24 protein-coding genes and 3 pseudogenes are annotated in these 24,779 nt (G+C 42.5%); 7 read left to right on the top strand and 20 right to left on the bottom strand.

Translation table 11 applies throughout. The features are described from left to right. Window positions 1-45: 45 nt before the first annotated feature. On the bottom strand, window positions 46-2,169 hold the full coding sequence (katE, locus tag GVV58_RS09100) for a catalase HPII (protein ID WP_159516391.1): 2,124 nt from the start codon (window positions 2,167-2,169) through the stop codon (window positions 46-48). Window positions 2,170-2,951: 782 nt separating this feature from the next. Here katE and GVV58_RS09095 point away from each other — a divergent pair. Then, window positions 2,952-3,452 (top strand): Dps family protein, encoded by a 501-nt coding sequence (locus GVV58_RS09095; protein ID WP_005096135.1) that lies wholly within the window; start codon window positions 2,952-2,954, stop codon window positions 3,450-3,452. A gap of 176 nt (window positions 3,453-3,628) precedes the next feature. On the opposite strand, the gene GVV58_RS09090 is transcribed toward GVV58_RS09095, so the two are convergent. The 7 genes from GVV58_RS09090 to GVV58_RS09060 all read right to left on the bottom strand — a co-directional run bounded on the left by GVV58_RS09090 (window position 3,629) and on the right by GVV58_RS09060 (window position 9,224). Next, entirely contained in the window at window positions 3,629-4,504 is an 876-nt protein-coding gene (locus tag GVV58_RS09090; RefSeq protein ID WP_159516390.1) for an MBL fold metallo-hydrolase, read from the bottom strand. Then, window positions 4,501-4,923 (bottom strand): YeeE/YedE family protein, encoded by a 423-nt coding sequence (locus GVV58_RS09085; RefSeq protein WP_005096132.1) that lies wholly within the window; start codon window positions 4,921-4,923, stop codon window positions 4,501-4,503. The genes GVV58_RS09090 and GVV58_RS09085 overlap by 4 nt, the downstream gene beginning before the upstream one ends. A 1-nt stretch (window position 4,924) precedes the next feature. Further along, window positions 4,925-5,341: a YeeE/YedE thiosulfate transporter family protein gene (locus GVV58_RS09080; protein ID WP_159516448.1), complete on the bottom strand. Its 417-nt coding sequence runs from the start codon at window positions 5,339-5,341 to the stop codon at window positions 4,925-4,927. Window positions 5,342-5,543: 202 nt separating this feature from the next. Then, complete coding sequence (locus tag GVV58_RS09075) at window positions 5,544-6,266, bottom strand: ABC transporter ATP-binding protein (protein ID WP_005172157.1); 723 nt, start codon at window positions 6,264-6,266, stop codon at window positions 5,544-5,546. Beyond that, window positions 6,259-7,482: an FtsX-like permease family protein gene (locus tag GVV58_RS09070; protein ID WP_159516389.1), complete on the bottom strand. Its 1,224-nt coding sequence runs from the start codon at window positions 7,480-7,482 to the stop codon at window positions 6,259-6,261. Before GVV58_RS09070 ends, GVV58_RS09075 begins: the two co-directional genes overlap by 8 nt. After that, window positions 7,479-8,702, bottom strand: coding sequence for an efflux RND transporter periplasmic adaptor subunit (locus tag GVV58_RS09065; protein WP_159516388.1), 1,224 nt, complete (start codon window positions 8,700-8,702; stop codon window positions 7,479-7,481). The genes GVV58_RS09070 and GVV58_RS09065 overlap by 4 nt, the downstream gene beginning before the upstream one ends. Window positions 8,703-8,966: 264 nt before the next feature. Then, window positions 8,967-9,224 carry an MlrC C-terminal domain-containing protein gene (locus GVV58_RS09060; RefSeq protein ID WP_157797498.1) on the bottom strand — a complete coding sequence of 86 codons (258 nt, stop codon included), beginning with the start codon at window positions 9,222-9,224 and terminating at the stop codon, window positions 8,967-8,969. Window positions 9,225-9,232: 8 nt separating this feature from the next. Between GVV58_RS09060 and GVV58_RS09055 the strand changes: the two are divergent. Then, window positions 9,233-9,352 (top strand): annotated as a pseudogene (locus GVV58_RS09055) (Fic family protein); the annotation flags it as partial. A gap of 29 nt (window positions 9,353-9,381) precedes the next feature. Here GVV58_RS09055 and GVV58_RS09050 read toward each other — a convergent pair. Further along, window positions 9,382-10,326, bottom strand: coding sequence for an IS5 family transposase (locus tag GVV58_RS09050; protein WP_159516387.1), 945 nt, complete (start codon window positions 10,324-10,326; stop codon window positions 9,382-9,384). 41 nt (window positions 10,327-10,367) lie between these two features. On the opposite strand from GVV58_RS09050, the gene GVV58_RS09045 reads away from it, so the two are divergent. Both GVV58_RS09045 and GVV58_RS09040 read left to right on the top strand, forming a co-directional pair. After that, complete coding sequence (locus GVV58_RS09045; RefSeq protein WP_159516386.1) at window positions 10,368-10,850, top strand: hypothetical protein; 483 nt, start codon at window positions 10,368-10,370, stop codon at window positions 10,848-10,850. A 65-nt stretch (window positions 10,851-10,915) separates the two neighbouring features. Then, window positions 10,916-11,856, top strand: a pseudogene (locus tag GVV58_RS09040) (IS5 family transposase). 149 nt (window positions 11,857-12,005) lie between these two features. Here GVV58_RS09040 and GVV58_RS09035 read toward each other — a convergent pair. Then, the gene (locus tag GVV58_RS09035; RefSeq protein WP_159516385.1) at window positions 12,006-13,208 is read right to left on the bottom strand and encodes a tyrosine-type recombinase/integrase; all 1,203 of its coding nucleotides are present in this window, start codon (window positions 13,206-13,208) and stop codon (window positions 12,006-12,008) included. Between the two features lie 455 nt (window positions 13,209-13,663). Beyond that, window positions 13,664-14,656, bottom strand: a complete 993-nt coding sequence (locus GVV58_RS09030; protein WP_159516384.1) for a Fic family protein — start codon at window positions 14,654-14,656, stop codon at window positions 13,664-13,666. Between the two features lie 199 nt (window positions 14,657-14,855). Between GVV58_RS09030 and GVV58_RS09025 the strand changes: the two genes are divergently transcribed. Together GVV58_RS09025 and GVV58_RS09020 are read left to right on the top strand one after the other, a co-directional pair. Then, the gene (locus GVV58_RS09025; protein ID WP_159516383.1) at window positions 14,856-15,533 is read left to right on the top strand and encodes a cupin domain-containing protein; all 678 of its coding nucleotides are present in this window, start codon (window positions 14,856-14,858) and stop codon (window positions 15,531-15,533) included. A gap of 160 nt (window positions 15,534-15,693) precedes the next feature. Then, the gene (locus GVV58_RS09020) at window positions 15,694-16,428 is read left to right on the top strand and encodes a Fic family protein (protein WP_075168122.1); all 735 of its coding nucleotides are present in this window, start codon (window positions 15,694-15,696) and stop codon (window positions 16,426-16,428) included. Window positions 16,429-16,505: 77 nt separating this feature from the next. Here the strand turns inward: GVV58_RS09020 and GVV58_RS09015 are convergent, their stop codons facing one another. The 9 genes and pseudogenes from GVV58_RS09015 to madL form a co-directional block, all read right to left on the bottom strand. Beyond that, the gene (locus GVV58_RS09015; RefSeq protein ID WP_104500046.1) at window positions 16,506-17,423 is read right to left on the bottom strand and encodes an acyltransferase domain-containing protein; all 918 of its coding nucleotides are present in this window, start codon (window positions 17,421-17,423) and stop codon (window positions 16,506-16,508) included. Next, entirely contained in the window at window positions 17,401-18,279 is an 879-nt protein-coding gene (gene mdcB / locus GVV58_RS09010; RefSeq protein ID WP_159516382.1) for a triphosphoribosyl-dephospho-CoA synthase MdcB, read from the bottom strand. The genes GVV58_RS09015 and mdcB overlap by 23 nt, the downstream gene beginning before the upstream one ends. Beyond that, the gene (gene mdcG / locus GVV58_RS09005) at window positions 18,257-18,937 is read right to left on the bottom strand and encodes a malonate decarboxylase holo-[acyl-carrier-protein] synthase (protein ID WP_159516381.1); all 681 of its coding nucleotides are present in this window, start codon (window positions 18,935-18,937) and stop codon (window positions 18,257-18,259) included. Before mdcG ends, mdcB begins: the two co-directional genes overlap by 23 nt. A gap of 11 nt (window positions 18,938-18,948) precedes the next feature. Continuing rightward, window positions 18,949-19,665, bottom strand: coding sequence for a biotin-independent malonate decarboxylase subunit gamma (locus tag GVV58_RS09000; protein ID WP_005107664.1), 717 nt, complete (start codon window positions 19,663-19,665; stop codon window positions 18,949-18,951). A gap of 4 nt (window positions 19,666-19,669) precedes the next feature. Further along, window positions 19,670-20,557, bottom strand: coding sequence for a biotin-independent malonate decarboxylase subunit beta (locus GVV58_RS08995; protein WP_159516380.1), 888 nt, complete (start codon window positions 20,555-20,557; stop codon window positions 19,670-19,672). Window positions 20,558-20,560: 3 nt separating this feature from the next. Continuing rightward, window positions 20,561-20,869: a malonate decarboxylase acyl carrier protein gene (gene mdcC / locus GVV58_RS08990; RefSeq protein WP_005107668.1), complete on the bottom strand. Its 309-nt coding sequence runs from the start codon at window positions 20,867-20,869 to the stop codon at window positions 20,561-20,563. Window positions 20,870-20,874: 5 nt separating this feature from the next. After that, on the bottom strand, window positions 20,875-22,530 hold the full coding sequence (gene mdcA, locus GVV58_RS08985) for a malonate decarboxylase subunit alpha (protein WP_074383152.1): 1,656 nt from the start codon (window positions 22,528-22,530) through the stop codon (window positions 20,875-20,877). A gap of 21 nt (window positions 22,531-22,551) precedes the next feature. Then, window positions 22,552-23,312: pseudogene (gene madM, locus GVV58_RS08980) on the bottom strand (malonate transporter subunit MadM). Between the two features lie 63 nt (window positions 23,313-23,375). Further along, window positions 23,376-23,777 carry a malonate transporter subunit MadL gene (gene madL, locus GVV58_RS08975; protein WP_005107673.1) on the bottom strand — a complete coding sequence of 134 codons (402 nt, stop codon included), beginning with the start codon at window positions 23,775-23,777 and terminating at the stop codon, window positions 23,376-23,378. A gap of 137 nt (window positions 23,778-23,914) precedes the next feature. On the opposite strand from madL, the gene GVV58_RS08970 reads away from it, so the two are divergent. Continuing rightward, window positions 23,915-24,583 carry a GntR family transcriptional regulator gene (locus GVV58_RS08970; RefSeq protein WP_005107676.1) on the top strand — a complete coding sequence of 223 codons (669 nt, stop codon included), beginning with the start codon at window positions 23,915-23,917 and terminating at the stop codon, window positions 24,581-24,583. Window positions 24,584-24,779: the final 196 nt, after the last annotated feature.

Genomic DNA, 24,779 nt, shown 5'->3' with positions numbered 1-24,779 from the left:
AAACCAGAAGGATAGAAGCCGCCAAGGCTCCTATCCTCTAGTGGTTTAGGCAGGAATGCTTTCTGCAACCAATTCACGCGCCCAGACACGATGGTTCATGATCAAAGTCTTGAAGCTGTCTTGTACCGCGTCAAACTGTTCATGCGCCAAAGTCCCTTCATCCCTGATCAGGCGCAGATCTTCAATCAGTTTGCCTTTATCACCCAGGAAAATAATCGGTTTCAGGTGCTTATACGCTTCCAGCAGATAATGAGTCGCCACACCATCTTTCATCACCACATCGTAATTGTCACCGTCAGCAATCACCACGGCATCATAGGCAATCGATGGCTCGGCTTTTTGCATACCGTCAGAAGGAATTACCTCGCCTTGCTGACCCAGTACCGGACCCGGTTTCGGGGTCAGTACATCGACCACAGCACCCTCTGATTCTGCCCAGGCTTGAACGGCTTTGATACTGGCCTCATTGGCTTTATCATGTACCAGTAGCGCGATTTTCCGTGCCTTAATATCTTCGGGTTTAAAGGCCTCGAAAGATAAACGCGGTGAAACCTTTACCTCTGGCAATGTTGCCGCTTTTTTCTCTGCCGGAATTTCAATGCCCAATTGATCCGCGACTTGTTGTGCCAAGTCCAAGTCGATGTTACACAGCACTTCCAGTACTTCACGCTCACGAATATATTTGCGTTCTACCTTGCTCAGTTCGAAGACATAGGCATCGACAATATGTTTTTGCTCATGGGGTGCCTGGCTGCGATAGAAAAGACGAGGTTGACTGAAATGATCACTAAAAGATTCACTGCGCTGACGGATCTTGTGACCATCAATACGTTCCTGATAGCTTTCAAAACCACCATCTTGTGCTGCTGGCGGAGCTTCAGCCGGCCAGTGATCATCAATCGAGTTTGGTTCATAACTGGCTTGACCGGTATGTACAATACGCTGATGTAACCCATCACGCTGATTATTGTGGAACGGACAAACCGGCTTGTTGATTGGAATCTGGTGGAAGTTTGGACCACCTAAACGGCTGAGCTGGGTATCGGTATAGGAGAACAGACGTGCTTGTAATAATGGATCATTGGTAAAATCTAGTCCCGGCACAATATGTCCCGGACAGAATGCTACCTGCTCGGTTTCACCAAAGAAATAATCGACATTACGGTTCAGCACCATTCTGCCAATCGGCGTCACCGGCACCAGTTCTTCCGGAATAATTTTGGTTGGATCCAGCAAATCGAAGTCATATTTCATTTCATCTTCTTCTGGAACGACCTGTACACCGAGCTCCCATTCTGGATAATTCCCGGATGCAATCGCTTCGTATAAGTCACGACGATGGAAATCCGGGTCTTTACCCGCCAGTTTTTGTGCTTCATCCCAGACCAGTTGGGCGAGACCCTGTTTTGGCGTCCAGTGAAATTTCACAAAAACCGCTTTATTTTCGGCATTGATCAACCGGAAGCTATGCACCCCAAAGCCTTGAATGGCTCTTAAATTACGCGGAATACCCCGATCTGACATGGCCCACATCACCGCATGCGCTGATTCAGGCACTAAAGAAACAAAATCCCAGAACGTATCATGTGCTGATGCACCGGTTGGAATTTCAGTTTGTGGCTCAGGCTTCACCGCATGTACAAAATCCGGGAACTTGATCCCGTCCTGAATAAAGAATACCGGCGCATCATTCGCCACCAGGTCAAAATTACCTTCATCAGTATAAAACTTGGTCGCGAAACCACGAATATCGCGTACAGTATCTGCCGAACCACGCGGCCCCTGTACCGTAGAAAAACGTACAAATACCGGCGTTTGTACACTGGTATTGGTCAGAAAGCCTGCTTTGGTCAGTTTTTCATTGCCTGGATAAGCTTCAAAAAAACCATGTGCACCGACACCACGCGCATGCACAATACGCTCCGGAATACGTTCGTGGTCAAAATGGGTGATCTTTTCACGCAGAATAAAATCTTCCATTAAGGTCGCACCACGAACACCTGCTTTAAGACTGTTCTGGTTATCTGAGATTTTAACGCCCTGATTGGTGGTGAGTGTCTGCTCGGTTGCATCGCTACGATATACGTCAAGCTGCTCACTCTTTTTATTGGTATTTTGCTTATCTAAACCATTTTTGCCTGTGGCTGGACTATTCGCCTTAATTTTCATGATGTTTTCCTTACTGAGATTGAGTTTAGTGCAGATATTTTTGCCTATCTCAAAGTCGCTTGAGCTTATATGTCTCGCATGGGTTGGCCAATAACATGATTCCCGCAAACCCAGTTGCTACAGCCAATTCTGTCTCAAGTCAGCACTTCATCTCTGTGTTCTGTCTCGTAGGATTTTGCTTTCTGGGATATTGTTATTGACCGCGCCTGTGTCCTAACATAACTGCATTTAGGAAAGAGGTTTATTATTCTTTGTTGTGCCTTGTTTAATTAAGGCAGCGTTGTGTTATTTTTTTATAAACCCCCTCTTTTTTTATGATCTTTGCACACAGCCATCTCATTCATTTAAAAGAGATATAAAATTTTAGTCATGCTATGTTGCAATAAAAGTTCTTCAGGCAAGATGTGATAGTGCATACAAATCCGTCATCATGAATCAGTGCAATATTTCCATTCTGAAATAGCTAAGGCTTTTTTCAACGTTCTAAATCTGTTGGGATAATTATCGCTAGGTTGATAAAGAGAAATAAAGTTTATTAAATTGAAAAGTTACAATCCTCTCTGCATGCTATACATAATGACTAAACTTCCTGCCTGTCTATTGATCTAATATCTATAACTTATAAACACTTAAATCTTTCAGCTTGTTCATATTGATGATGCAAATTAAGTTTCAATTCGGGAGTCATCATCAAGATCGAACCCTCGTTTGACTCGGACTTCGAATACATCTGGCTTTATTTTAATACACAGCATGTTGTTAAATTTTTAAGGAGTAAGAGCATGGCCTCTTCTAAAAAAGAATCTAAAGCAATGAAAATTGATATCGGAATTTCGCATGATGATCGTGCCAAGATTGTCGACGGTTTATCCCGACTATTGGCAGACAGTTATACCCTGTATTTGATGACCCATAATTTCCACTGGAATGTCACCGGACCCCAGTTCAATAGCCTGCATAATATGTTTATGACCCAATACACCGAGCAGTGGAATGCGCTGGATGTGATTGCTGAACGTATCCGGGCCTTGGGTTTTGCAGCACCTGGCACCTATAAACAGTTTGTAAAACTGACCTCTATTAAAGAGGTTGAAGGGGTGCCAAAAGCTGAAGAAATGCTGCGCCTACTGGTCGATGCCCATGAGACCGTAGCACGTACCGCCAGAAGTATTTTTGCAGTGATTGAAGACGCCAATGATCAACCAACAGCGGATATTTTGACCCAGCGACTAGATGTACATGAAAAAACTGCCTGGATGCTCAGAAGTAGTCTGGATCAATAAAGCGTCATTAATCGCATTTGAGAGCAAGCGGATGAGCGGGATGACACGAGGGTGTTGCTTAGCCGATTAGAACAATCCCAAAGATATGACCTTTAAAATGAAGTACTAAAAACTTGGAGGATGTATGCAGTCGTGTACATCCTCTTTTCATCACCAGGTTTTAAGAATTGAGGCATTCAGGCATGAAAATAATTCAGCGGCAGTTTTAAATAGGAAATACCATTGGCCTCTGTTTCAGGAAATTGACCGGCACGTATATTGATTTGAATCGCCGGTAAAATCAGTTTTGGCATACCTAATTGGGCATCGCGTTGCTGGCGCATTTCAATAAATTCAGCTTTGGCCATCCCCCTGTGAATATGGATATTATGCTGCTTCTGGGTCTGAATATCGGTTTCACAGACAAAGTGATCACGGCTTTCCGGTAAATAGTCATGGCACAGAAATACCCGGGTATCATCCGGCAATTGATACAGTTTTTGCACCGAATCGAATAGCGTTGCCGCACTGCCTTTGGGAAAATCACAACGTGCAGTGCCATAATCTGGCATAAACAAGGTATCACCGACAAAGACTGCATTCCCGACCACATAACTCAGACAGGCCGGTGTATGCCCCGGTGTCGGAATGTTATAGGCCTGTAGTGAACCAATATTGAATTTTTCATGATCCGCAAACAGATAATCAAAAGGCTGCGCCAGATTGAACTGTTTCATATCCAGATGATAGATCGCGCCAAAGACTTCCTGCACAATAGAAATATGCTGGCTCATGGCAATCTTGCCGCCCAACTGTGAATGCAGATATTGTGCTGCGGTCAAATGATCTGCATGCACATGGGTTTCCAGAATCCACTCAACCTCAAAGTTCTGCTGTCGTATATAGGCAATAATTCGATCCGCATGTCTGGTCGATGTACTGGCAGAAGCGGCATCATAATCCAGCACACTATCAATCACCGCACATTTTCCAGTGGCCGGATCACCCACCACATAGCTAAAAGTATGGCTATCTTCATGAAAAAAATCTTGAATTACGGCGCTATGACTCATGATGATGCTCCTGACCATTGACGATGTAGATAAACCCCTGCCAGCATGGCCATAATAAAATAAGTAGCCTGATAGTGGCCTAAACCAATGAGTGTCAGACTGGGCGCTGGACAGATACCGGCAATTCCCCAGCCGATACCAAATAAAAGACTGCCGCTCATCAGTTTAGAATCAATTTTCTGATTAGTCGGTAACTGGATCGGTTCATGAAATACAGTTTTAGCTACCGGATTTCGCGTGGCTTTCTGAAAAGGAATAAAGGCGACCATAATCGCGCCCAGCATCACAAAGGCCAGACTCGGATCCCAGTCGCCAAAAACATCCAGAAAATCCAGAACCTTTTCAGGATTGGCCATACCGGAAATCATCAAGCCGACTGAAAACAAACCACCCCATAAAAATGCCAGCAGATTTTTCATTTTAGCGCACTCCAATCAGGTGACGAATCCCATAAACTGTCATAAAGCCAGCCCACATAAATACGGCTGTAGCCAAGATTGAACGTCTAGATAAACGGCTGATGCCACAAATCCCATGGCCACTGGTACATCCCGAGCCTAAACGGGTACCAAAACCGACCAGTAAACCCGCAATCACCATCATCCAGGGACTGGTATTCAGTTCGATTTCAGGTTGTATACATCGTCCATAAGCAAATGGAATGACGATGAGACCCGATAAAAACCACAGAGCTGACGTCTTGAAAATGCTTTGAGGATTAAGTACCTGTCCAATCAGACCACTAATACCCGCGATCCGGCCATGAATATACAGATAGCCGACCACTGAAACACCAAGAAGTAAACCACCGAGAAAAGCGCTCAGGAAGTCATGCATCATATTTCACTTTCATCACTATATATTTTGATATTATATTTAATTAAATATTATTCAAGTTCTAGTCTGTTTAACTTATTTGATGGAAGATGATTATAGGCTCAAATCCAATGCATGCTAAGCTCTCTGGTTTCAGCCCTAGTCAGCTGTGACTAATAAAGAAATAATCTGGATCGGATCAATCTAATATTTGAAATATTGTCTAAGTTTCAATTGGATGAACCGTATGGGAATCACTTTCAATCCGGCCATCGACCAGATTAATGGTTCGATCACAGGTGGCGGATAGGCGCGGGTCATGCGTCACCAGCAGAACGGCACAGTCGCGTTCACGATGTACTTTACGAAATAGCTCAAACATGTCGGCCGCGGTCTGCGTATCCAGATTACCGGTAGGCTCATCGGCCAGAAGTAAGGCTGGCTCTGTAATCAAAGCCCGCGCAATCGCAATCCGCTGTTGCTGCCCACCGGAAAGCTCGTTCGGTTTACGATCAGCAAACTTTTCCAGTCCCACTGCAGCCAGCAAATCCCGTGCCCGTTGTAAGCCTTGCTGTCCGGGTTTGCCTCGCGTCATCATCAAGGGCATTAAAATATTATCCAGTGCAGTAAATGCCTGAATCAGGTGATGGAACTGAAATACAAATCCAATACTATTGCCACGTAATGCAGTCCGGCCACGATCATCCATGGCACTGGTCGGCTGTCCCAGCAAATACAGCTCGCCACTACTCGGTTGATCCAGCAATCCCAGAATATTCAATAGCGTACTTTTTCCGGAGCCAGAAGGCCCAATCAGAGCAGCAAAATCCTGGCGTTCAATACACAGATCAATACCATGCAAGACCTCAATTTCATTGGGCTGACCAATATTATAAGATTTGCGCAGCGCTTCTAAACGCAGGACTTCTTGAGATGGTTCAGACATGACGAATCGCCTCCACCGGATCGAGTGCCGCTGCCCGGCGTGATGGCACTGCAGCGGCCAATACCCCTGTTAATGTCGCCAACAATAAGGCCAGAAGTACCAGCTCGATCGAAATCGGGATATAAAATAATCCCGGGCCAAAATTATTAAATACCCAGACCAGACCATAACTGGCTGCACTGCCAACGACCGAACCCAGCAGACCAAATATGGCCCCCTGAAACAGGAAAATTCTTAAAATTTGTGACTGGGTGGCGCCTGTCGCACGCAAAATACCAATTTCCCGAGTACGCTGTACCACGCTGACGGACATGACACTGGCAATGCCAAAAGCCACTGAAATGGCGACAAAAACAATAATCATATTGGTAGACAGGCTCTGTGCAGTAATCGCATTCATCAGCTGTGCATTGGTTGAAATCCAGCTTTCAGCCTTTAATGAGGTCAGGCGCCCCACTTGGGTCGCAATGTCATCAGCCTCAAAAATATCGTTAATGGTCAGATCAATGACAGTTACACCACCGGGCAGACCGAGTAAAGACTGTGCCTGTTTCAAGTCCAGATAAACATAACGCGCATCCAGTTCACGCACGCCCAGTTCAAATATGCCGGCAATATTTACCAAGGCACTGTTTTGCTGACCGGTATCCAGTCGCAATTTGCTACCGACCTGAACCCCCAGATCTTTGGCCAACTGACTGCCGATCAGTACATCATCCGCGCCAACACGTAACTGACCACTGGTTAAATATTCTTTCAATGGAATGATCTGCTGATAACGCTCCAGATCCATTCCGACCAAGGCCACGGATTCAATCGCATCACCGCGTTGTACAAAGGCCGGCCCGGAGACCACAGGCGACACAGCAGTTAATATCGGCAACTGATCCAGTGTTTCGGTAATCTGCTGCCAATTATTGATGGAACGCAGTCGTTGTGCGCGTTTATCTTCCTGTAACAATTGCACCGTCCCGGCAGGCGGCGGCACAATCCGGTTGACTTCATCGGGTGAGAGCAGACGGATATGTGCCTGTGTACCTAATGTACGTTCGACAATATTGGCCTGTAGCCCCTGAATCAGGGCCGTGATAAACACAATCACCGCCACACCAACGGCGACGCCCACCGTGATCATAATGGACTGCGCGCGACCTTCGCGCAAAAAACTGATCGCGATTTTCCATTCGATCCAAAGCCGCTCGAAAAAGTTTTTCAATCGAATTTCACCGGTAATTCATTCTTGCTATCGGTCGCGTCAGTCGAGCTCATCAATGAGCTATCTTGTGGCTTGAGACGGACTCTCGCACCCTCTTCCAGTAACGATTCGGCATTGGCCAGCACCTGATCACCCTCACTCAAACCTGAAGTTACTTCTGACATGGCCAGACCCCGTAAACCTAAAGTCACCGGTTGGCGCTGGATTTTTCTATCACGTACCAACACGACCACTGCCTTATTGCCTTTAATATTGCTAAGCGCATCGTTCGGAATAGCCAGTGCCCGCTCCCGTTTATCTGTCTCGACATTGACCGATACGGTCATGTCCTGACGCAGAAAATCTGGCACCGGGTTGACGGTTAATCTGACCTCTACCGTGCCCCGCTGCGGATCAATGCTCGGTGCAATAAAGTTAATGCGGGCCGGAAAAGACTGATCCGGATAAGCATCGCTAATCACGGTGGCATTTTGCCCTAAGGCCAGTTGCGGTAAATTCCGTTCATCGAGTGGCACCCGGATTTCTGTATTGCCCGTTAAGGCAATGGTAAATAAGGTTTGTCCTGGTTGAACCAGATCGCCTGGCTCGACATCCCGTGTCAGTACTGTACCTGCGACCGCAGCCCGAATTCTGGTTTTTGCCAGTTGCGCCTGCGCCACTGCCAGCTGTTCCCGAAGCGATGCTTCTTCAACTTGTCCCGTAGACAATGCCGCTGCTTTTAGACGAACGGTTTCATAATTGTTGCGGGCAACTCTTTCTGCCTCTAAGGCCTGTTCTATTTCTTCAGCCGACAGGATACCCGCTTCGGCATTACGTCTCCGTGCTGCTTCACGACTGGCCTGTTCCAGTTGTGCTTTGGCACTGGCCAGTTCTGCTGTCGCCTGTGGTCGTCTGCTGGTGGCCAATTCAGTCAGTGCCAGTTCAGCCTGTCGTACTTGGGCCAGTAATTCATCCGATTTCAGCACCACCAAGAGATCACCAGGTTTCACCTGATCTCCTTCCGTGACCCGCCGCTCAAGCACTACGCCACTAATTTCACTGCCCACCTGAGCACGCGAGACTGTCGCCACGCGTCCGGTGGCCACTACATTTTGTATCAGCGGCATGGTGCTCAAGGTATAGCTTGGTAGAACCGGCCCCTGCCACCAGCGGAACAGAGCAAAACCGACTGCCAGTAGCAATAAGATGATGAGCAAAATTTTATAGCGGGCAGCGCGCAACTGAGAATCTCCGGTTGATGCATCCAATATTGAATAAGAAAGATAAAGCTTTATTTATTTTCTTCGAGTGTCTAATTTACAACAGGTTCCTGCATAGATTTATAGATATTTTGTTGAGTTTAAATGAAATGTTGGATTCCTGAGCATGTTTAGCCAGCACTTATCGATTTCAGCTAAAGTGATCTATGACAGCTGCAACATTTGAATGAATGAGCTAAAAGTCCGCTGTATGAAGCGACCGCCATGTCAAAGATCTGGATAGCATCAAAATACGATCCAGCAACTGGGCTTTATAAGAGCTGCCCCAATTTCAATACTGTCGATTTTCAGTAATATACTCGGCCCGATATCCGCTTTAACCTCATGCATCATGGGACCACCATATTTGAATGTGCCATCACTATAGGCTTTAATTTTAAACCAACTGACCAAAGGTTGATCAGCTGAAATTCCTGATGTTCTTCCGAGCTGCGCCTCTAAAACCTCCCCAACCTTAAGTGGATTGGTCTGCTGAACCACCACCGGATCGGCTTGAACGTGCAGCTAAAGTGCATGCAGATTTTGTAGGCATCCATCCATTCATTGATGGCAATCAACGTACATCACGTCTTTTGATAAATTTAGAATGGCTTTGTTGCATAAAGGTTTGAAAGGCTGAGTTCCCTTAAGCTACTCAAATTTAAGAGACAACTTGGGTATGAGGGCGACCTAATTCTGTGAATTTATTCAAGACTGCCATGCGTGCATGGATCTCATTCACCTGACTTGGAAAACTCCGCGCTGTTAATTTATCGCCTAATAATTTGATGCAATGCATCTTGGTTTCAACCAAACTTCGACGGTGATAACCAGACCACTTTTTCCAAAGCGATCTGCCTAGCCGTTTGACTGTCTTTAATAATTCGTTCCGCTCTATAGACCTCGCTTGCTGATCCTTCCAAGGCTTTGCATTCTTTCTAGGTGGAATGATCGCATGTGCATCTCGATCTAAAATGACTTGTCGGCAGTGCTTTGTGTCATAAGCACCATCTGTATAAACAGAATCAATTGGTTCATCCAAGGGAATTTGAGCAAGTAAATCTTCGAGTACTTGAGAATCACTGACATTATTTGTGGTGAGTTGTACTGCACGTATTTGCAGGGTTTTAGCATCTATAGCAATGTGAAGCTTACGCCATTGGCGACGATATTCAGCCCCATGTTTCTTGCGTTTCCATTCACCTTCACCAAGAAACTTCAAACCAGTAGAGTCTACGAGTAGATGCAGTCCATCACTACTTTTTTGATAGCTAATCGCAATATCAATATGCTTTTGTCTACGACAAAGGGTGGAATAATCCGGAGCTGTCCAATCTAATCCAGAGAGTTTAATCAGACTTTGAACAAAACCAGTGACCATACGTAAAGAGAGTCGGAATAGTAATTTGATCATTAAGCAGCATTGAATCGCTGTATCGGAGTAGGTTTGATTTCGACCTTGCTTGCCTTGTGATTGTGCATACCACTGAGTCTTTGGATCAAACCAAATGGAAATATTACCTCGGTTAATCAGTCTTCGCAGTATACTGCTCATATAGGAAGACCAATTGGTTGTACGGTAGATTTTAGAGGCAGGCTTATTCATTTTGAAATTATATTGCTGAATAAGCTTTTGATGCTAGGTTTGTGCAACAAAGCCCTTCAAGATTGGTTACTCTTAAAACCGAAATAATGCCATCTTCTGATGTAACGGGTTTTTACTTTAAACGTCAAGTACAACAGGATATTGAGCAATCTAGACAACGAGCTTTAAATGAAAAGCATCAAGCACAAGAAAAAGCAAAACAACAGACCTATACTAACTTCTTAAATTCAAATAAACCAACTTCCAGAAATATTGGTAGTAAAGTTTGTAAAGACGTTACGCTCAATTTTCCTACAAATCTTTATGTTTTAGGTCAACTACAATATGAAAAAGCTAATGGCGTAGCTGTTGGCAGTTTAGAGCAATTTTCAAATGATGGTAAAAATATAAAAATCAGTTTGAGAGGATGGTTAACCAATACTGGCGGTATTCAAGCTTCTCCAAGTGTTCATTTTGATGGGATTCCCTTAGAAGCTGGTCGTAGTATTTGGGAAAATGCTTATGGTTGGTATTTATGTAAATAAATACTCTAAACGGCTTTGTTGCACAAACCTATCTGTAAAGGCTTTTTCAGCGATATAATTTTCAAATGAAGAAGCCTACACACAAAATCTACCGCACAACCAATTGGCCCGCATATAACCGAGCACTCATGAGTCGCGGAAATATTGCCATTTGGTTTGATCCTGCTACGCAATGGTATGCGCCATCAAAAGGCAAACAAGGGCGAAATCAAACCTACTCCGACGCAGCCATCCAATGCTGCTTAATGATTAAATCCTTATTCCGTCTGTCTTTACGTATGGTTACTGGCTTTGTGCAAAGTCTGATTAAACTTTGCGGCTGAGCAGCCCCGAATATCAGTGATATTCGTACAGTACGCTTTGTAGAAGACAAAAGCATATTGATATTGCAATCAGCTACCAAAAAAGTAGCGATGGGCTGCATCTACTCATGGACTCTACAGGCATGAAGTTTCTAGGTGAGGTCGAATGGAAGCGCAAGAAACATGGACCTGAATATCGTCGCCAATGGCGTAAACTACATATTGGTATAGATGCCAAAACCCTGCAAATACGAGCAGTTCAGCTTACAACCAATAATGTCAGTGATTCACAGGTGCTTGGTGATTTACTTAATCAGATTCCACAAGATGAGCGGATTGACTCTGTTTATACCGATGGAGCTTATGACACCAAGCAATGCCGTCAGGTCATTGCAGATCGGCAAGGGCATGCGGTGATTCCACCTAGAAAAAATGCGAAACCATGGAAAGATACAAAGAGTAGCTCGCTAGAACGAAATGAATTACTTCGAACAGTTAAACGTTTAGGCAGGACACTATGGAAAAAATGGTCAGGCTATCATCGCCGCAGTTTGGTGGAAACCAAGATGCATTGCATCAAATTATTAGGCGATAAATTAATGGCAAGAAGCTTTCCTAGTCAGGTGAATGAAATTCATGCACGTGTAGCAGTCCTCAACAGATTTACGGAATTAGGTCGACCACTTACCCAAGTTACGCCTTAAATTTGGCTCAATTAGGGGCGCTTTGCATTTCAAATCTTTGTGCAACAAAGCCGTTTTTAGATAACATTAAACAAGCATTGATTTAGTAATTGCTATCCTTCTCCACCCAGTATAAAAAGGGGGGGGCTTTAGCTTTGCCCCTTGAATGATTAAAGAGCTTTAATTACAAGTCCTTTAGAGACTAAGTACTCACTCCAAAACTTCATCATTTCTCTTCTTGTCTCAAGATGAACAGAGTGATCATATGCAGATGAGACCCTATCTTTCTTTACATGAGCTAATTGTCTTTCAATAGCATCTGATAAATAACCTTGCTCATGCAAGAAAGTAGATGCTAAACCTCTAAAACCATGTCCAGTCATCTTACCTGAGTATCCCATTCTTTTTATTGCACCCAAAATCGTGTGACTGCTTATCATGCCGTCTTTCGCTCTTGAACTGGAAAAGACAAACTGACTTTGAGAATTAATTCGTTTTAAGTTATTTAAAATTTGTAATACTTCCTCTGATAAAGGCACTAAGTGAGGTTTTCTACCTTTCATTCTCTCAGCTGGAATTCTCCATAATTTATTTTCCCAATCTATTTCTTGCCACTGCATGCCTCTAAGTTCGCCTGTTCTAACAAAGCATAGCATCATCATTTTGATAGCTGAAACAGAAGTATAATCACCTTGATAACGCTGTATATCAGTGATCAATTGAGGTAATTCAAGAATAGATATTCTTGGCATGTGCTTAACTTTATGATCATCTAAATCTTCGACCAAACCAATAGTTGGATTATTTTTAGTCAATTTTAATTTTCTTCTTGCAAATCTATAGATTTGACCAACTAAACGAACAACCCTTTTAGCCATCTCAATTGTACCGTTAGCTTGCATTTTGGTTGCTATATCTAAAATTTCATCTTGAGTAATATCATCGATTGATTTATCACCTAGCATTGGAAAAATATGCTTTCTAATTGCTCCTAAATTTCTGTTATATGTCGTAGAAGCATGAGAATCTTTTTTAGACATAAACCACTTTTCAGCAACGACTCTGAATAATTTAGAATTATCTAACTCTACTTTCTTATTCTTTGTACTGCCTATAGAAGGATCTTGATCAGGATTCTCCTCTAATTGCTTTTTTAAATTAGCTGCGTTGCTTCGAGCAACAATTGCAGTCATTTGAGGATACTTACCTAAAGTTATATTTTTTTGTTTACCTTTAAAGCGATAAGAATAAATCCATGTTTTTCTACCATTGGCAAAAACATGAAGTTGAAGACCATTTCCATCACTCAACTTGAGTGGAGCTTTACCTACTCCTGAGTGCTTAGCATCTTTAATTTGTTGAGCTTTTAACACTTTTATCTATTCCAAAAATTAGCTTGGAAATAGTTTTATACCAACACTTATACCAACACAACGCATGAGACTGTATGAAACCGTAAGACACTATAAGAAACAAAAAAGGCATGAAAATGTTTAATTTTCATGCCTTTAGATGTCATATGAGATCATATGAGATCATATGAGATCATATGAAGTTGAATTTTGGTGGAGGTGGCGTCAATTGAACTCAAAACCTAACTCATTCATTTTAAAGCTCTTTTATTGAATAAAAAAATTCATTGACCCAATTTTGACCCAAATTAGATTTAGTGCATTGAATCACTTTAAAATCTTGTTCAAATCCTGAATTCGGATTTGAAGTGGCGTACGGCATTATAGCAGCAAATTACACCTAGAAATAAATGTAATGTTATAACATTTCAATTAGCTCATTATGATATTAATAATCACATCCACCTCAGTATAGTTCAATTTTTTAATTTGTACTTTTGCTTAGGACTCTTAGGCTTATCAGGAAAGGTGCGTTCAATCACACCGGCTTCTAATGCTGGAGTTAAATAATTTTTTTGGAATGTTGCTCGATGGGACAAGTCTAATAGAGCCATAAGCTCAGCTAAGCTATATTCCTTCTGCTCCATCTTCTGGACGAGACGTTTAACTTGATCGCTAACTTGTACGCTAGCTTGAGCGGTATCTTGATCGCTGGCATCAGAACTGAGTATTGCATCTAAAATCATCTGCAAAATAAATTCAATAAAAGGTGCAGAATCTGAACGATCTGTGCTCGCTTGCAATGCATGGTAATAAGCTTTTTGGTTTTGATAAATCAAGCTTTCTACAGGGATGTTGAGAAAAATAGGATTCCACTGGCTTAAGATTAAAGTTTGCCATAAACGCCCCATCCGCCCATTGCCATCAGCAAATGGATGTATAAACTCAAATTCATAATGAAATACTGAACTCTGAATTAATGGGTGCTCATTACCTTCAGCCAACCACTGTAATAACTCTCTCATTAAACGCTGGACTTGATTTGCAGGCGGAGCCATATGCACGACTCGATCCCCTGACATCACACCAACACCGCCATGACGATACTGTCCAATTTCATCAATCAGTCCTGCAATCAATATTTGATGTGCTTTCAGCAAATGCGATTCTTGATCAGGATTCCAATCTTGAATTTCTTCATATGCCTTTAGGGCATTACGTACCTCTTGAACTTCTTTAGGTGGAGCGATAATGGTCTTGCCATTCAGGATCGCTGTGATTTGCTCTGTACTCAAGGTATTTCCTTCTATCGCTAAAGACCCTTGAATCGTTCGAATACGATTGGCTTTTCGCAATTTAAGGCTATCTTGGATTTGAGTTAATGCAGTCAAACGCCCTATTGATTCACTAATTTGTGCAATCAAGTGAATAATTTTAGAGGTGATCGTATAAGGCGGTTGATATTTCATGCCATTCCTCATTGATGTAAAAACAAAGCACAGTTGATTAAACTCTAAAATATTAATATTTCATAGCTTAGTGAGTAATATCTGCTATCGACATGCTTATCTTTTCTGAAACAGTGAGCTCACTAATCGCTATTTCTTTTAAAATAAATCTGTGCATTCTCGTTAAAATACATAGGTTTCTTCATTACAGGACAACATTATGTTTATTCATGCCGATTTCTCACAACCCGTCATCATCAAGCCAGAGGATTACCATTGGGTAAAACCTCCAGGAGGTGAAGTCGATAGAATGATGCTTGATCGTATTGGCGATGAGAAAGCACGTGCAACTAGTCTTGTGAAATACGCACCAGAATCTGCCTTTCCTGAACATCAACATCCTTTGGGTGAAGAAGTCCTCATATTGTCAGGCATTTTTACCGAGAATGCTGAAGATGATTATCCGGCAGGCTGGTATTTACGTAACCCCCATCATTCAACTCATCGGGTTTCCAGTAAAACAGGTTGTTTAATCTTTGTGAAACTGATGCAAATGACTGAACATGAGAGAGAACCAACCCGGATTAACACCAATGACTTAGCGAATTGGAAGCTTACCCAACGTCGGATGATATGCCCGCTATTTCAATCTGAACATGAGCAGACCTATTTAGAAAAGCTAGAACCTGATCAAATTTTCGTAGAGAAATCAGAACAAGGGATTGAATTGTTCATTATTAAAGGTCAATTATTTTGCGGCACTGAAATATATCCAGCAGGTTCGTGGGTCCGTCTTCCCCTCAATAGTGCTGCTAAATTTCAGGCAGGTCCATCAGGTGCAATGCTTTATGTCAAAACTAGTCATCTACAACATGCCATAGATGTATGGGTGAAATGAACAAGAATGTATCTTCGAAATAAGGCTGTCTTGTGTCTAGAATACTGGAAGCCTTCCAATTACTACTTTTATAATCAATAAAATGTAATGATATATCACTACATTTCTGATATTTCTTTTTTCATGTATTATCGACTAAGACAAATTCAGGGATAAGGTTATGTTTGAAACTATTGATGATTTAAAGAAAAAATTAGATCAACATCGCCCTCTTTCTCCATCAATTGTAAAAAATTTACAAGAAGATCTTATTGTCCGTTGGACCTATCATTCAAATGCAATTGAAGGTAATACCCTCACCCTGCTAGAAACAAAAGTAGTACTCGAAGGTATTACTGTTGGTGGAAAGGCATTAAGAGAACACTTCGAAGCGATCAACCATAGAAATGCAATTTACTATGTTGAAGATATCATTCGGAAAGAGGAGCCTTTTTCTGAGTGGCAAATTCGTAATATCCATCAGCTTATCTTAAAGAATATTGATGATGATAATGCTGGACGTTATCGTCAGCAAAACGTTCTGATATCAGGTGCTACGTCTACCCCGCCTGATTACACATTATTAAATGACAAGATGACTCAATTAGTAGACTGGTATAATAGTGAAGCGCATAAGCTGCATCCAATTGAACGTGCAGCCAAAGTACATGCTGATTTTGTTGGCATTCATCCATTCATTGATGGCAATGGGCGTACATCACGTCTATTGATGAATCTTGAATTATTAAAAGCTGGCTATCCGCCTTGTGTTATCACTGTAGAAAATCGCTTGGCTTACTATGAGGCTTTGGATCAGTGGATGGCATATGGGAAGACCGAAGCTTTTATTCAATTGGTTTCGGATGCAGTAATCGAAGGATTTAAACCCTATCAAGTAATTTTGAATTTAAATTAAGGATTTGGCCAAATAAATATTTCAAATATATTTGCAAGACAAAGACCTATCCATAATTAATCTTCACATTTTCTAAATTACATCCTGGACTGTTTGTCTAACCATACCTGGAACCCAGACCAACTTTTAAAATCATCCACTGCACGCACGAGACAATTTGGATTGCGTTCTAATAGCATTTTACTCAAGGCACTGCCCGGCCCAATTTCTAATACTACATCAGGCTGGTTTTCTTGTATTACTGTTAAACAGGCATCCCAGTCAATAGCATGATTCATTTGGTGAATCAGCGCATTAACTGCATCTGTGGTCTTAAAAAACTTATGTCCACCCGAACCGCTGATCATGGCCGTGCATAAATGAGCAAAGTCTTGTTGCTGTAAAACCTGCTGATACGGCTGTACTGCAGCATCCATCCATACGGTATGCGATGCAATGGTAACATTCAACCGTTTAACAAAACGTGTTCCTCGCAATTCGAGTTGCTGAGCCAGCTGCTGTAAATTCGTATCAGCCCCCCCCACGACAAAACTACTATCACTCAGTTTAATAGAAAGTGCGGTTGACGTTTCTGTCAACAACTCTTGAAGCGTATTGAAATTAATTCCCTGGACAGCCATTAAGCCACTTGCGTCCTGGGCAGCTGAAGACATCAACGAGGCACGCTGCTGGGCTAAATACAAGCCTTGTTCCAAACTTATCTGCGTTGCACAAATGAGTGCACTTAACTCTCCGAGTGAATAACCTGAGAAGCTCATAAGGTCCTCAATCTCAGGTTTTAACTTTTGCCAACGACACCATTGCAAAGCAAAAATAAAAGGCTGCGCGAACTCATTCGGATACAGATCAACTTCGGTCAAATCTGAACAAAATAGCTTCGGCAAATACAGTTTTAATTCATCTACTACTTGCAGTTCTTTCGCCATGCTTCGGAGCTCATGCACATGCGCTAAGTTCTGAAGTCCTTGACCACTAAATATGATTGCGAAATTCATTTTCTACCTTTAGCAAGAACAAAGTTACTCCCAATAAATCTGCACTACCACCTGGACTTAAACGCTGTTGAACAAAATAATTCTCTATTTTAGACACATCTTTTACCCAGTGCTGTTGTAGTACACCACCCCTTGCTAAAAACTGTTTTGCTATATCCTGCACAAGATATAAGGCCGATAAACCGCCGCGCCAAACAATATTGGTATCTTGTACATAGGCCATAAGGCTGAATAGGCTTTGAATTGAAGCCTGTTGGATATTGGCTGTTTTGGCATAAATGTCGATATATGCTGGTAGAGCAACCTCCATCACTGTTTTGAAACCTGAAGCTACTTCTTCAATCGCGCCTGTGATGCCATATTGGCGACGCATACGTTGTCCATGACTATTCGGGTCACGTTGCAAATGATTTAATAGATCATGACGCCAAGTATTTTGAATTTTTTGACTAATTGAGCCTGCGTTTAACTGACTGTTGGCTGCTAAACACTGTCCTGCTGCAGCACTGGCAAAACCCAAATTAAAAATCGCACCTTTATGCGTATTAATCTGTCTTGTTGCACTCATCATTTTTTGTTCAGCTAAAATGCCACACTGCCGAATCTTTTCTAATTCAACATTGCGATAGCCATTTAAACATTGCGCCTGAAAATAGCCTTGTAAAGCATCGACACTGGATTGGAATAAGCTAAAGTCCATATCACTATGACTGCCCTGCGAACTTGGACAAACCAAACCGGGCTTATGTTCTAAGCTAGCTTCATCCAATAGTGCCATACAAGCCAGATGGTCTAAGCGTTCAGCAGTACTGATAATATTCGGACGTAAAACTTCACCTGATGCTAGCATGTGCATATTCAAGATTCCCTTCAAATAGTTGTTCTAATCTCAGCATATCCACACGCTGAATTCCTTTTACAATCACTTGCTGTTTCATTGCAGGAAAAACTGTAATTAACTCATTAAAAGACACATGCCAGTCTGGATGGATTTGAATCTCGCCGTCTAAATGAACTGAACTCTGTGCCTGGACTTGCTGTATTAACTGTAAAATTTCCGGCACATCATTTTGATGCTGTGGATATAACAGCATATCTAAATCTGAAACCGGTCTGACATAGGCCTCCCGCGTGAGAGCTTGGTAGGCATAAGAGCCATAGACATATACTTCACAGCCTCGTTGTTCTAGCTTGTCTGCAAAATCACTTAGGATCTCACGCTGGAAGATCTGTAAGTCAGCTTTTAACAAGGCCCGTAGGGAAAGCGGTCGAGTGATCTGTTCAATATTGTATTCTGCGACCCAACAGGCTACACGATATTTATAACCTTCCACCAAACAGTTGATCGCCAACTTCACCTGTCCCGCATCCAGCCCTTCCTGCCGGCAAACAGTCATTGGAACATGTTGGCTCAGCAATTGAGACACTTTCAGTTTCACTGTTTCAGGTAAAGAAACATCCAAAAATTGTAAAGTGGCTGAATCACGCAGATAAGCGAAGTCATGACGATCCATATCTGCTTTCCTTAACTATGAACGACTTTCTCGATTATGTGATTACACAACACGCGTCCTTGACGCTGTTGCCCAACTATACGACGCTGATCCACAAGATAAGATTCAATATGTTGTTGTTGATTTAACAGCACTTGGCTAACCCAATCGGTCTCCAAATCTGGCCAAATGGCATTGATTGCACCCATCTTGTAAAAGTTTTCCGCACCGGGAGCAAAAATAGCTGAACTTTGTGAAAGTTCTTTTAACTTATCGGCGGGAATTTTTGTCACCCTTGCCATTGCGTTAAGATCCATCACTTTGACTTGGGAATCACTCAGTGCATAGACTTCGTTCGCCATTAAGCCATAGGAAAGGAATCCACCACTTACGGCTTGGCCAAAAATAATCGCGAGGTTGGCGTGCCCACTTCTGCGCAGTAAATCTACACAGGATGCCAAATGGGCAAAGGTTCTGTTTAAGCAGAGTAACTCATCTGCACGAGAAAGGTCCTGACCTTGCGTATCCACAATAAACACTACGGGTATTTGTTGTTTCTGCTGCACTAGCTTCAAGATTTCATCAGCCAGTTCCATAGCAATTTGCTGATTAATCGGCGCTGCATTGACTGTGCCGAGAATCCGCACCGGACCTGCGTCCGTCTGCGCACTACCCTTAATTACATAACCTTCGATCTGATAATCCAGTTGATGAGGAAACAACTGTTGTAAAAGTAATTCTGTATTCATGAGCTCATCCTTGCTTTAACAATACAACTTCATGGGCAGACAACATTGGAATCTTTTCTGGCTGGAAAATTCCCATCTCGTGCCAAATTTGTAGACCATCATTTTTACCGAACCAGTGTTGGTACTGCTGTTCAAGTTGTTGTTGCTGTTGCAATAATTGTTCTAAGTCTAAAGAAGCGACCTTAACGTCGAGATGCGTTAAAATTGCATCACGAATGTCGGCAATATCATCCTCAACCAAAGCCTGTACGTGATTCAGCAAATAACGATGTTTACCGCCTGTAACACGCCAAACCAATGCACGATCTTTCGAGTCAAACTCTTCTACGCCTTTGACCGTTTCAATCACTTCTGGGCCAGATAGCGCCAAACGCCCTTCTTCGGTCATGATGATGGTACTGCTCAAACAAGCGCTAATACCCATACCACCGAAAGCGCCACAGGTGCCACCAATCACAGTAATAATCGGAATCCCCGCATTTCGTACCTGCAACATGGCACGCATAATTTCGGAAATTGCGATAAGACCAGCATTGGCTTCATGCAGACGCACGCCGCCTGAGTCGACAAAAAACAGTACTGCTTGTGCCTGATCTTGAATAGCTTTATGCAAGAGACCGACAATTTTCGCCCCGTGGATTTCACCCACAGCACCGCCCATAAACTGGCCTTCTTGCGCCATAATATGCACTGGTGTTCCATTCAAACGCGCTGTACCAATAATCACGCCATCATCAAAACTTCCCGGAATATCCAAAGCAGAGAGATGTGGGCTGACTTCAACCTCAGTTGGCTTTAAGATTTCATTAAAACTCTGAGTATCGACGACCGCTTGAATACGCGCACGTGCGGTTTTTTCATAAAAACTGTTTTTGAGCATCATTTGATCCATGTTCTATACTCCCTTAAACATAGATATTGCTTGGCTTAAGCGCAGGTTTACCACCGCTGGAGTCGCCCCCATATCATTTAACTGAAATTTAAGCCCTGCCACCGCATGACGTTGTGCAAACTCATTCAATACTGACTGCCAAACATGTTGAAAACCAACAGCTGAAGTAGTGACTTCAATCTGACAAATATCCGCCTGATCATGCTGTGAAACTAAGACTTCTAAATTTCCAGATCCTACTACACCACAAATGACAGCTGCTTGTTGAGCACTTAGCGGTGCTGATTGCAATTCAAATTTTAACTTTTCCATGTCGATCACCAATTTCTAAAGCGACTCGGGGGACTATATAAACCACCCGACCATTTAACTAAATCTTTTACTGATTTTGCCGCCAACAAATCACGACTGACCTGTGTTGGATCGATATCCAAATCTTCTGGATGTTGAATAATGCCGCGCTGGCGTAACTCTTTCACTTTGGCCTCATCACGTTGTATACCTACGGGTGTATAACCTGCCACACCACGAATCGCTTGTTCACGTTCTTCAGGTGTGCGACATAACAGTAAGTTGGCAATGCCTTCTTCTGTCACAATATGGGTTACGTCTTCGCCATAAATCATGATTGGCGGGAGTTCGCTCTCCATTTTTTCCTGTAACTGCCACGCATCTAACTCTTCTACAAATACAGGATGCATATGTTCACGGTAGGTTTCGACCATCTGCACTACCAATTTACGGCCTTTGATCATTTTGCCATCCACCGCTTCACGGCCAGCTTTGGTATATGCATAACTGGCATGACGACGCCCATGGGGATCGGAACCCATATTTGGTGCACCGCCAAAACCAGAAATTCGGTCCACTGTTGCGGTTGAACTGTTGCCTTGTAAATCGATTTGTAAAGTTGAACCAATAAATAAGTCACAGGCATATAGACCTGCAGTCTGGCTAAAGGCTCGATTGGAACGCATGCTGCCATCACTGCCTGTAAAGAAAACATCTGAACGTTCTTTAATATAGTCTTCCATCCCTACTTCAGAACCGAAGCTATGAATCGAATCAACAAATCCACTTTCAATGGCTGGAATCAAAGTCGGATGTGGATTTAATGCCCAATTGGTACAGATCTGTCCTTTTAATCCTAAGGAGGCTGCATAGGTAGGTAGTAGTAATTCAATCGCAGCAGTGTCAAAACCAATGCCATGATTTAATCGCTGAATTTTATAAGGTGCATATATTCCCTTAATGACCATCATTGCCATTAAGATTTGTACTTCCGTAATTTGTGCAGGGTCGCGTGTGAACAACGGTTCTATATAGTTGTACTTAGGACTTTCGATATAAAAATCAACCCAGTCAGCGGGTACATCGACACGCGGTAACTTATCTACAATTTCGTTCACCTGTACAATCACAATACCGCTTTTAAATGCAGTTGCTTCAATAATTGCAGGTGTATCTTCAGTATTGGCACCTGTATAAAGGTTACCTTCACGATCAGCCGCATGTGCCGTAATCAAACAGACATTTGGTGTCAGATCAATAAAGTAACGTCCATACAGCTCTAGATAAGTATGGATTGAACCAATACTAATTTTTTGCTGCTGTACCAATTGTGCTAGACGCAGACTTTGAGGACCTGCGAAGGAAAAATCGACTTTAGAGGCAATGCCCTTTTCAAATACATCAATATGACTGGGTAAAGCCAATACCGACTGCACGATATGTAAGTCATGAATGACCTCTGGATTACATTGACTTAAACTCTTTGACAGGAAATCAGCCTGCTTTTGATTATTACCTTCTAAGCAAACGCGATCACTACTGGAAATCACGGTTTCCAAAAGTTCAATCACCCGAGCATGCTCAACTTGTTTTACAAACCCTTTTTCTTTCGCAAGATTCAGTTTTTCTTGTCTACGGGTGCGCTGCTTATCCCATAAGCGCGTCTTAACCATTTGGTTCATGGAGTCACCTTTATGCTGTGCTTAGCCGAAGATGGCATTGATTGTAAGAAAAAAACTGACGGACCAAGTAAACAACCAAGACCGGTATAAAAAGTTGCGACTAATGCACCATATGGCACCAAACGCACATCAGTTCCTGCTAAACCTGCTGCTGTACCACTAGTCGATCCTGCCATTCCACCAAAAACCATGGCAGAACGTGGACTTTTCAAATACATGAATTTCGCAAATAGAGGGGTTCCCACCATGAAAAATACTGCTTTAATCAGACCAATTGCAATTGATAAGGCAATCACTTCTGAGCTCGCACCAATGGCTGAACCTGTCACTGGTCCAACGATATAAGTCATTGCACCTGCACCAATTGTAGTCATTGAAACGGGGTCTTTATAGCCCATCAACCATGCCACCAGTGCACCAATCAAAAATGGAATTACACAGCCCAGTCCAAGTGCGATCAAACCCACTTTTCCTGCTTTTTTCACTTCTTTGACATCAACCTCAAACGCCGTTGAGGCAATGGCCAAGTCACGAATCATGGCGCCACCGAGTAAAGCAAAACCTGAGAAAATGGCGATATCTGAAATGCCCTTTTCACCTTGAGTATAAATTCCTGCAAAATAGGCCAAGACCAACCCCATTGTGATGGCGATGGCTGAGCTTTGTAATTTGCCTTTGGTGAGATATTTCGACAAAAGATGCGATACATACATCATCAAACCGGTCACTGCGAGCGCCGCGACGAGGGCATTTTTGGTAAAAACCGTAATTATTTCTTCCATTGCGTTCCTTCCTTGCAACCGTACAGCTGATTGTTATTTCGTGTTATGACAACACTCTTGTCCTTAAGTGGCTTTTTCAGTCGGCTCTACCGCCCATTCATAGCTTTGATAATCGCCACTGGATTTATTCAACCAACGAATCACCAAGACGGTGCCAATCAAAGATGCAACCGAAACAATCAGGCCCAACATCCCGCCTGACATAGCAGCAACTACATTTTGGCCTGCCGACATTGCAACTACAATCGGGATATACATACCTGACCAGTACAGCACACCAAATTGAGTCACTTGAGGTAAGTGTCCACGTTTAGCTAATAGTTCTTTCGATAGAATTAATAAAATCATGGCGATTGCCACACCACCTACATTGGCTTGGACACCGAGTGCAATCCCAAGGGCATTGCCTAGATAAACACCAAGTAAATGGCAGACTGCCAGTATGGCTGTTCCGTAAATAATCATTGCTGAATCCTCCCTGGATCATGCAGCACTTCTAATAATCTGACTTATAATTTGGTATAGTTATAGCTTATCTGTATCCAGTGTACAATGCCTTGTACTCAAATAAACATAAATTGTATACAATTTTTTGGTGATGTATGACTTCAATTGCGGAACTTCCTCTTTCTATTCAAATTAGTAAAAAGTTAGAGGATGATATTATTTATGGTTTTTTCCTGCCTGGGACTAAGCTGGATGAACAAGAGCTGTGTGAACGCTACGGTGCCTCCCGCACCCCGATCCGTGAGGCATTAAAGCTATTGGCCGCTGAAGGTTTGGTTGAAATTCGCCCACGTCGTGGCGCAATTATTCCAGCCATTAACTCACTCACCCTTTGTGAAATGTTCGAAGTGATGGCTGAGTTAGAAGCCATGTGTGGACGACTGGCTGCACGACGTATTCAACCTGAAGAAAAGCAAGAATTAAAGCACTTACATCAGTTATGTCAGGACTATTTAAATCAGAACGACTCAGAAAATTATTATGAGGCCAACCGTTTATTTCACTTTGCCATTTATAAAGCTAGTCATAATGCCTTTTTAATTGAACAAGCCTGCACTTTACACAAACGTTTGCACCCGTACCGTCGCCTACAACTCCGTGTCAACCATCGAATGACTCATTCCTTTACAGAGCATAGTGAAATCTTAGAGGCCATTTTTGCAGGCAATGAACAAGAAGCCGAGGCTTTACTGAAAGCACATGTCGTGATTCAAGGTGAGAAATTTACCGACTTTATTTCAACCTTAGAGCATTTAAAATTATAGATATCTATGGCGGCATCAGATTTGGATTTTCTAGTAATAATATTTATGCCGCCTCTCTTCTGAGATGGCGTCAATTGAACTCAAATCTCAAACTATTGATTTTAAATAAATTTTATCAAATACAAAAATTCAATGACCCAATTTTGACCCAAATTAGATTTAGTGTATTGAATCACAAAGTAGTTTTGTTCAAATC

It is taken from the genome of Acinetobacter sp. 18QD2AZ41W (assembly GCF_009829025.1).
GTDB lineage: Bacteria > Pseudomonadota > Gammaproteobacteria > Pseudomonadales > Moraxellaceae > Acinetobacter > Acinetobacter pseudolwoffii.
Note: the sequence above shows the minus strand (reverse complement) of the source record. Positions and strands in the feature narration are given on the sequence as shown.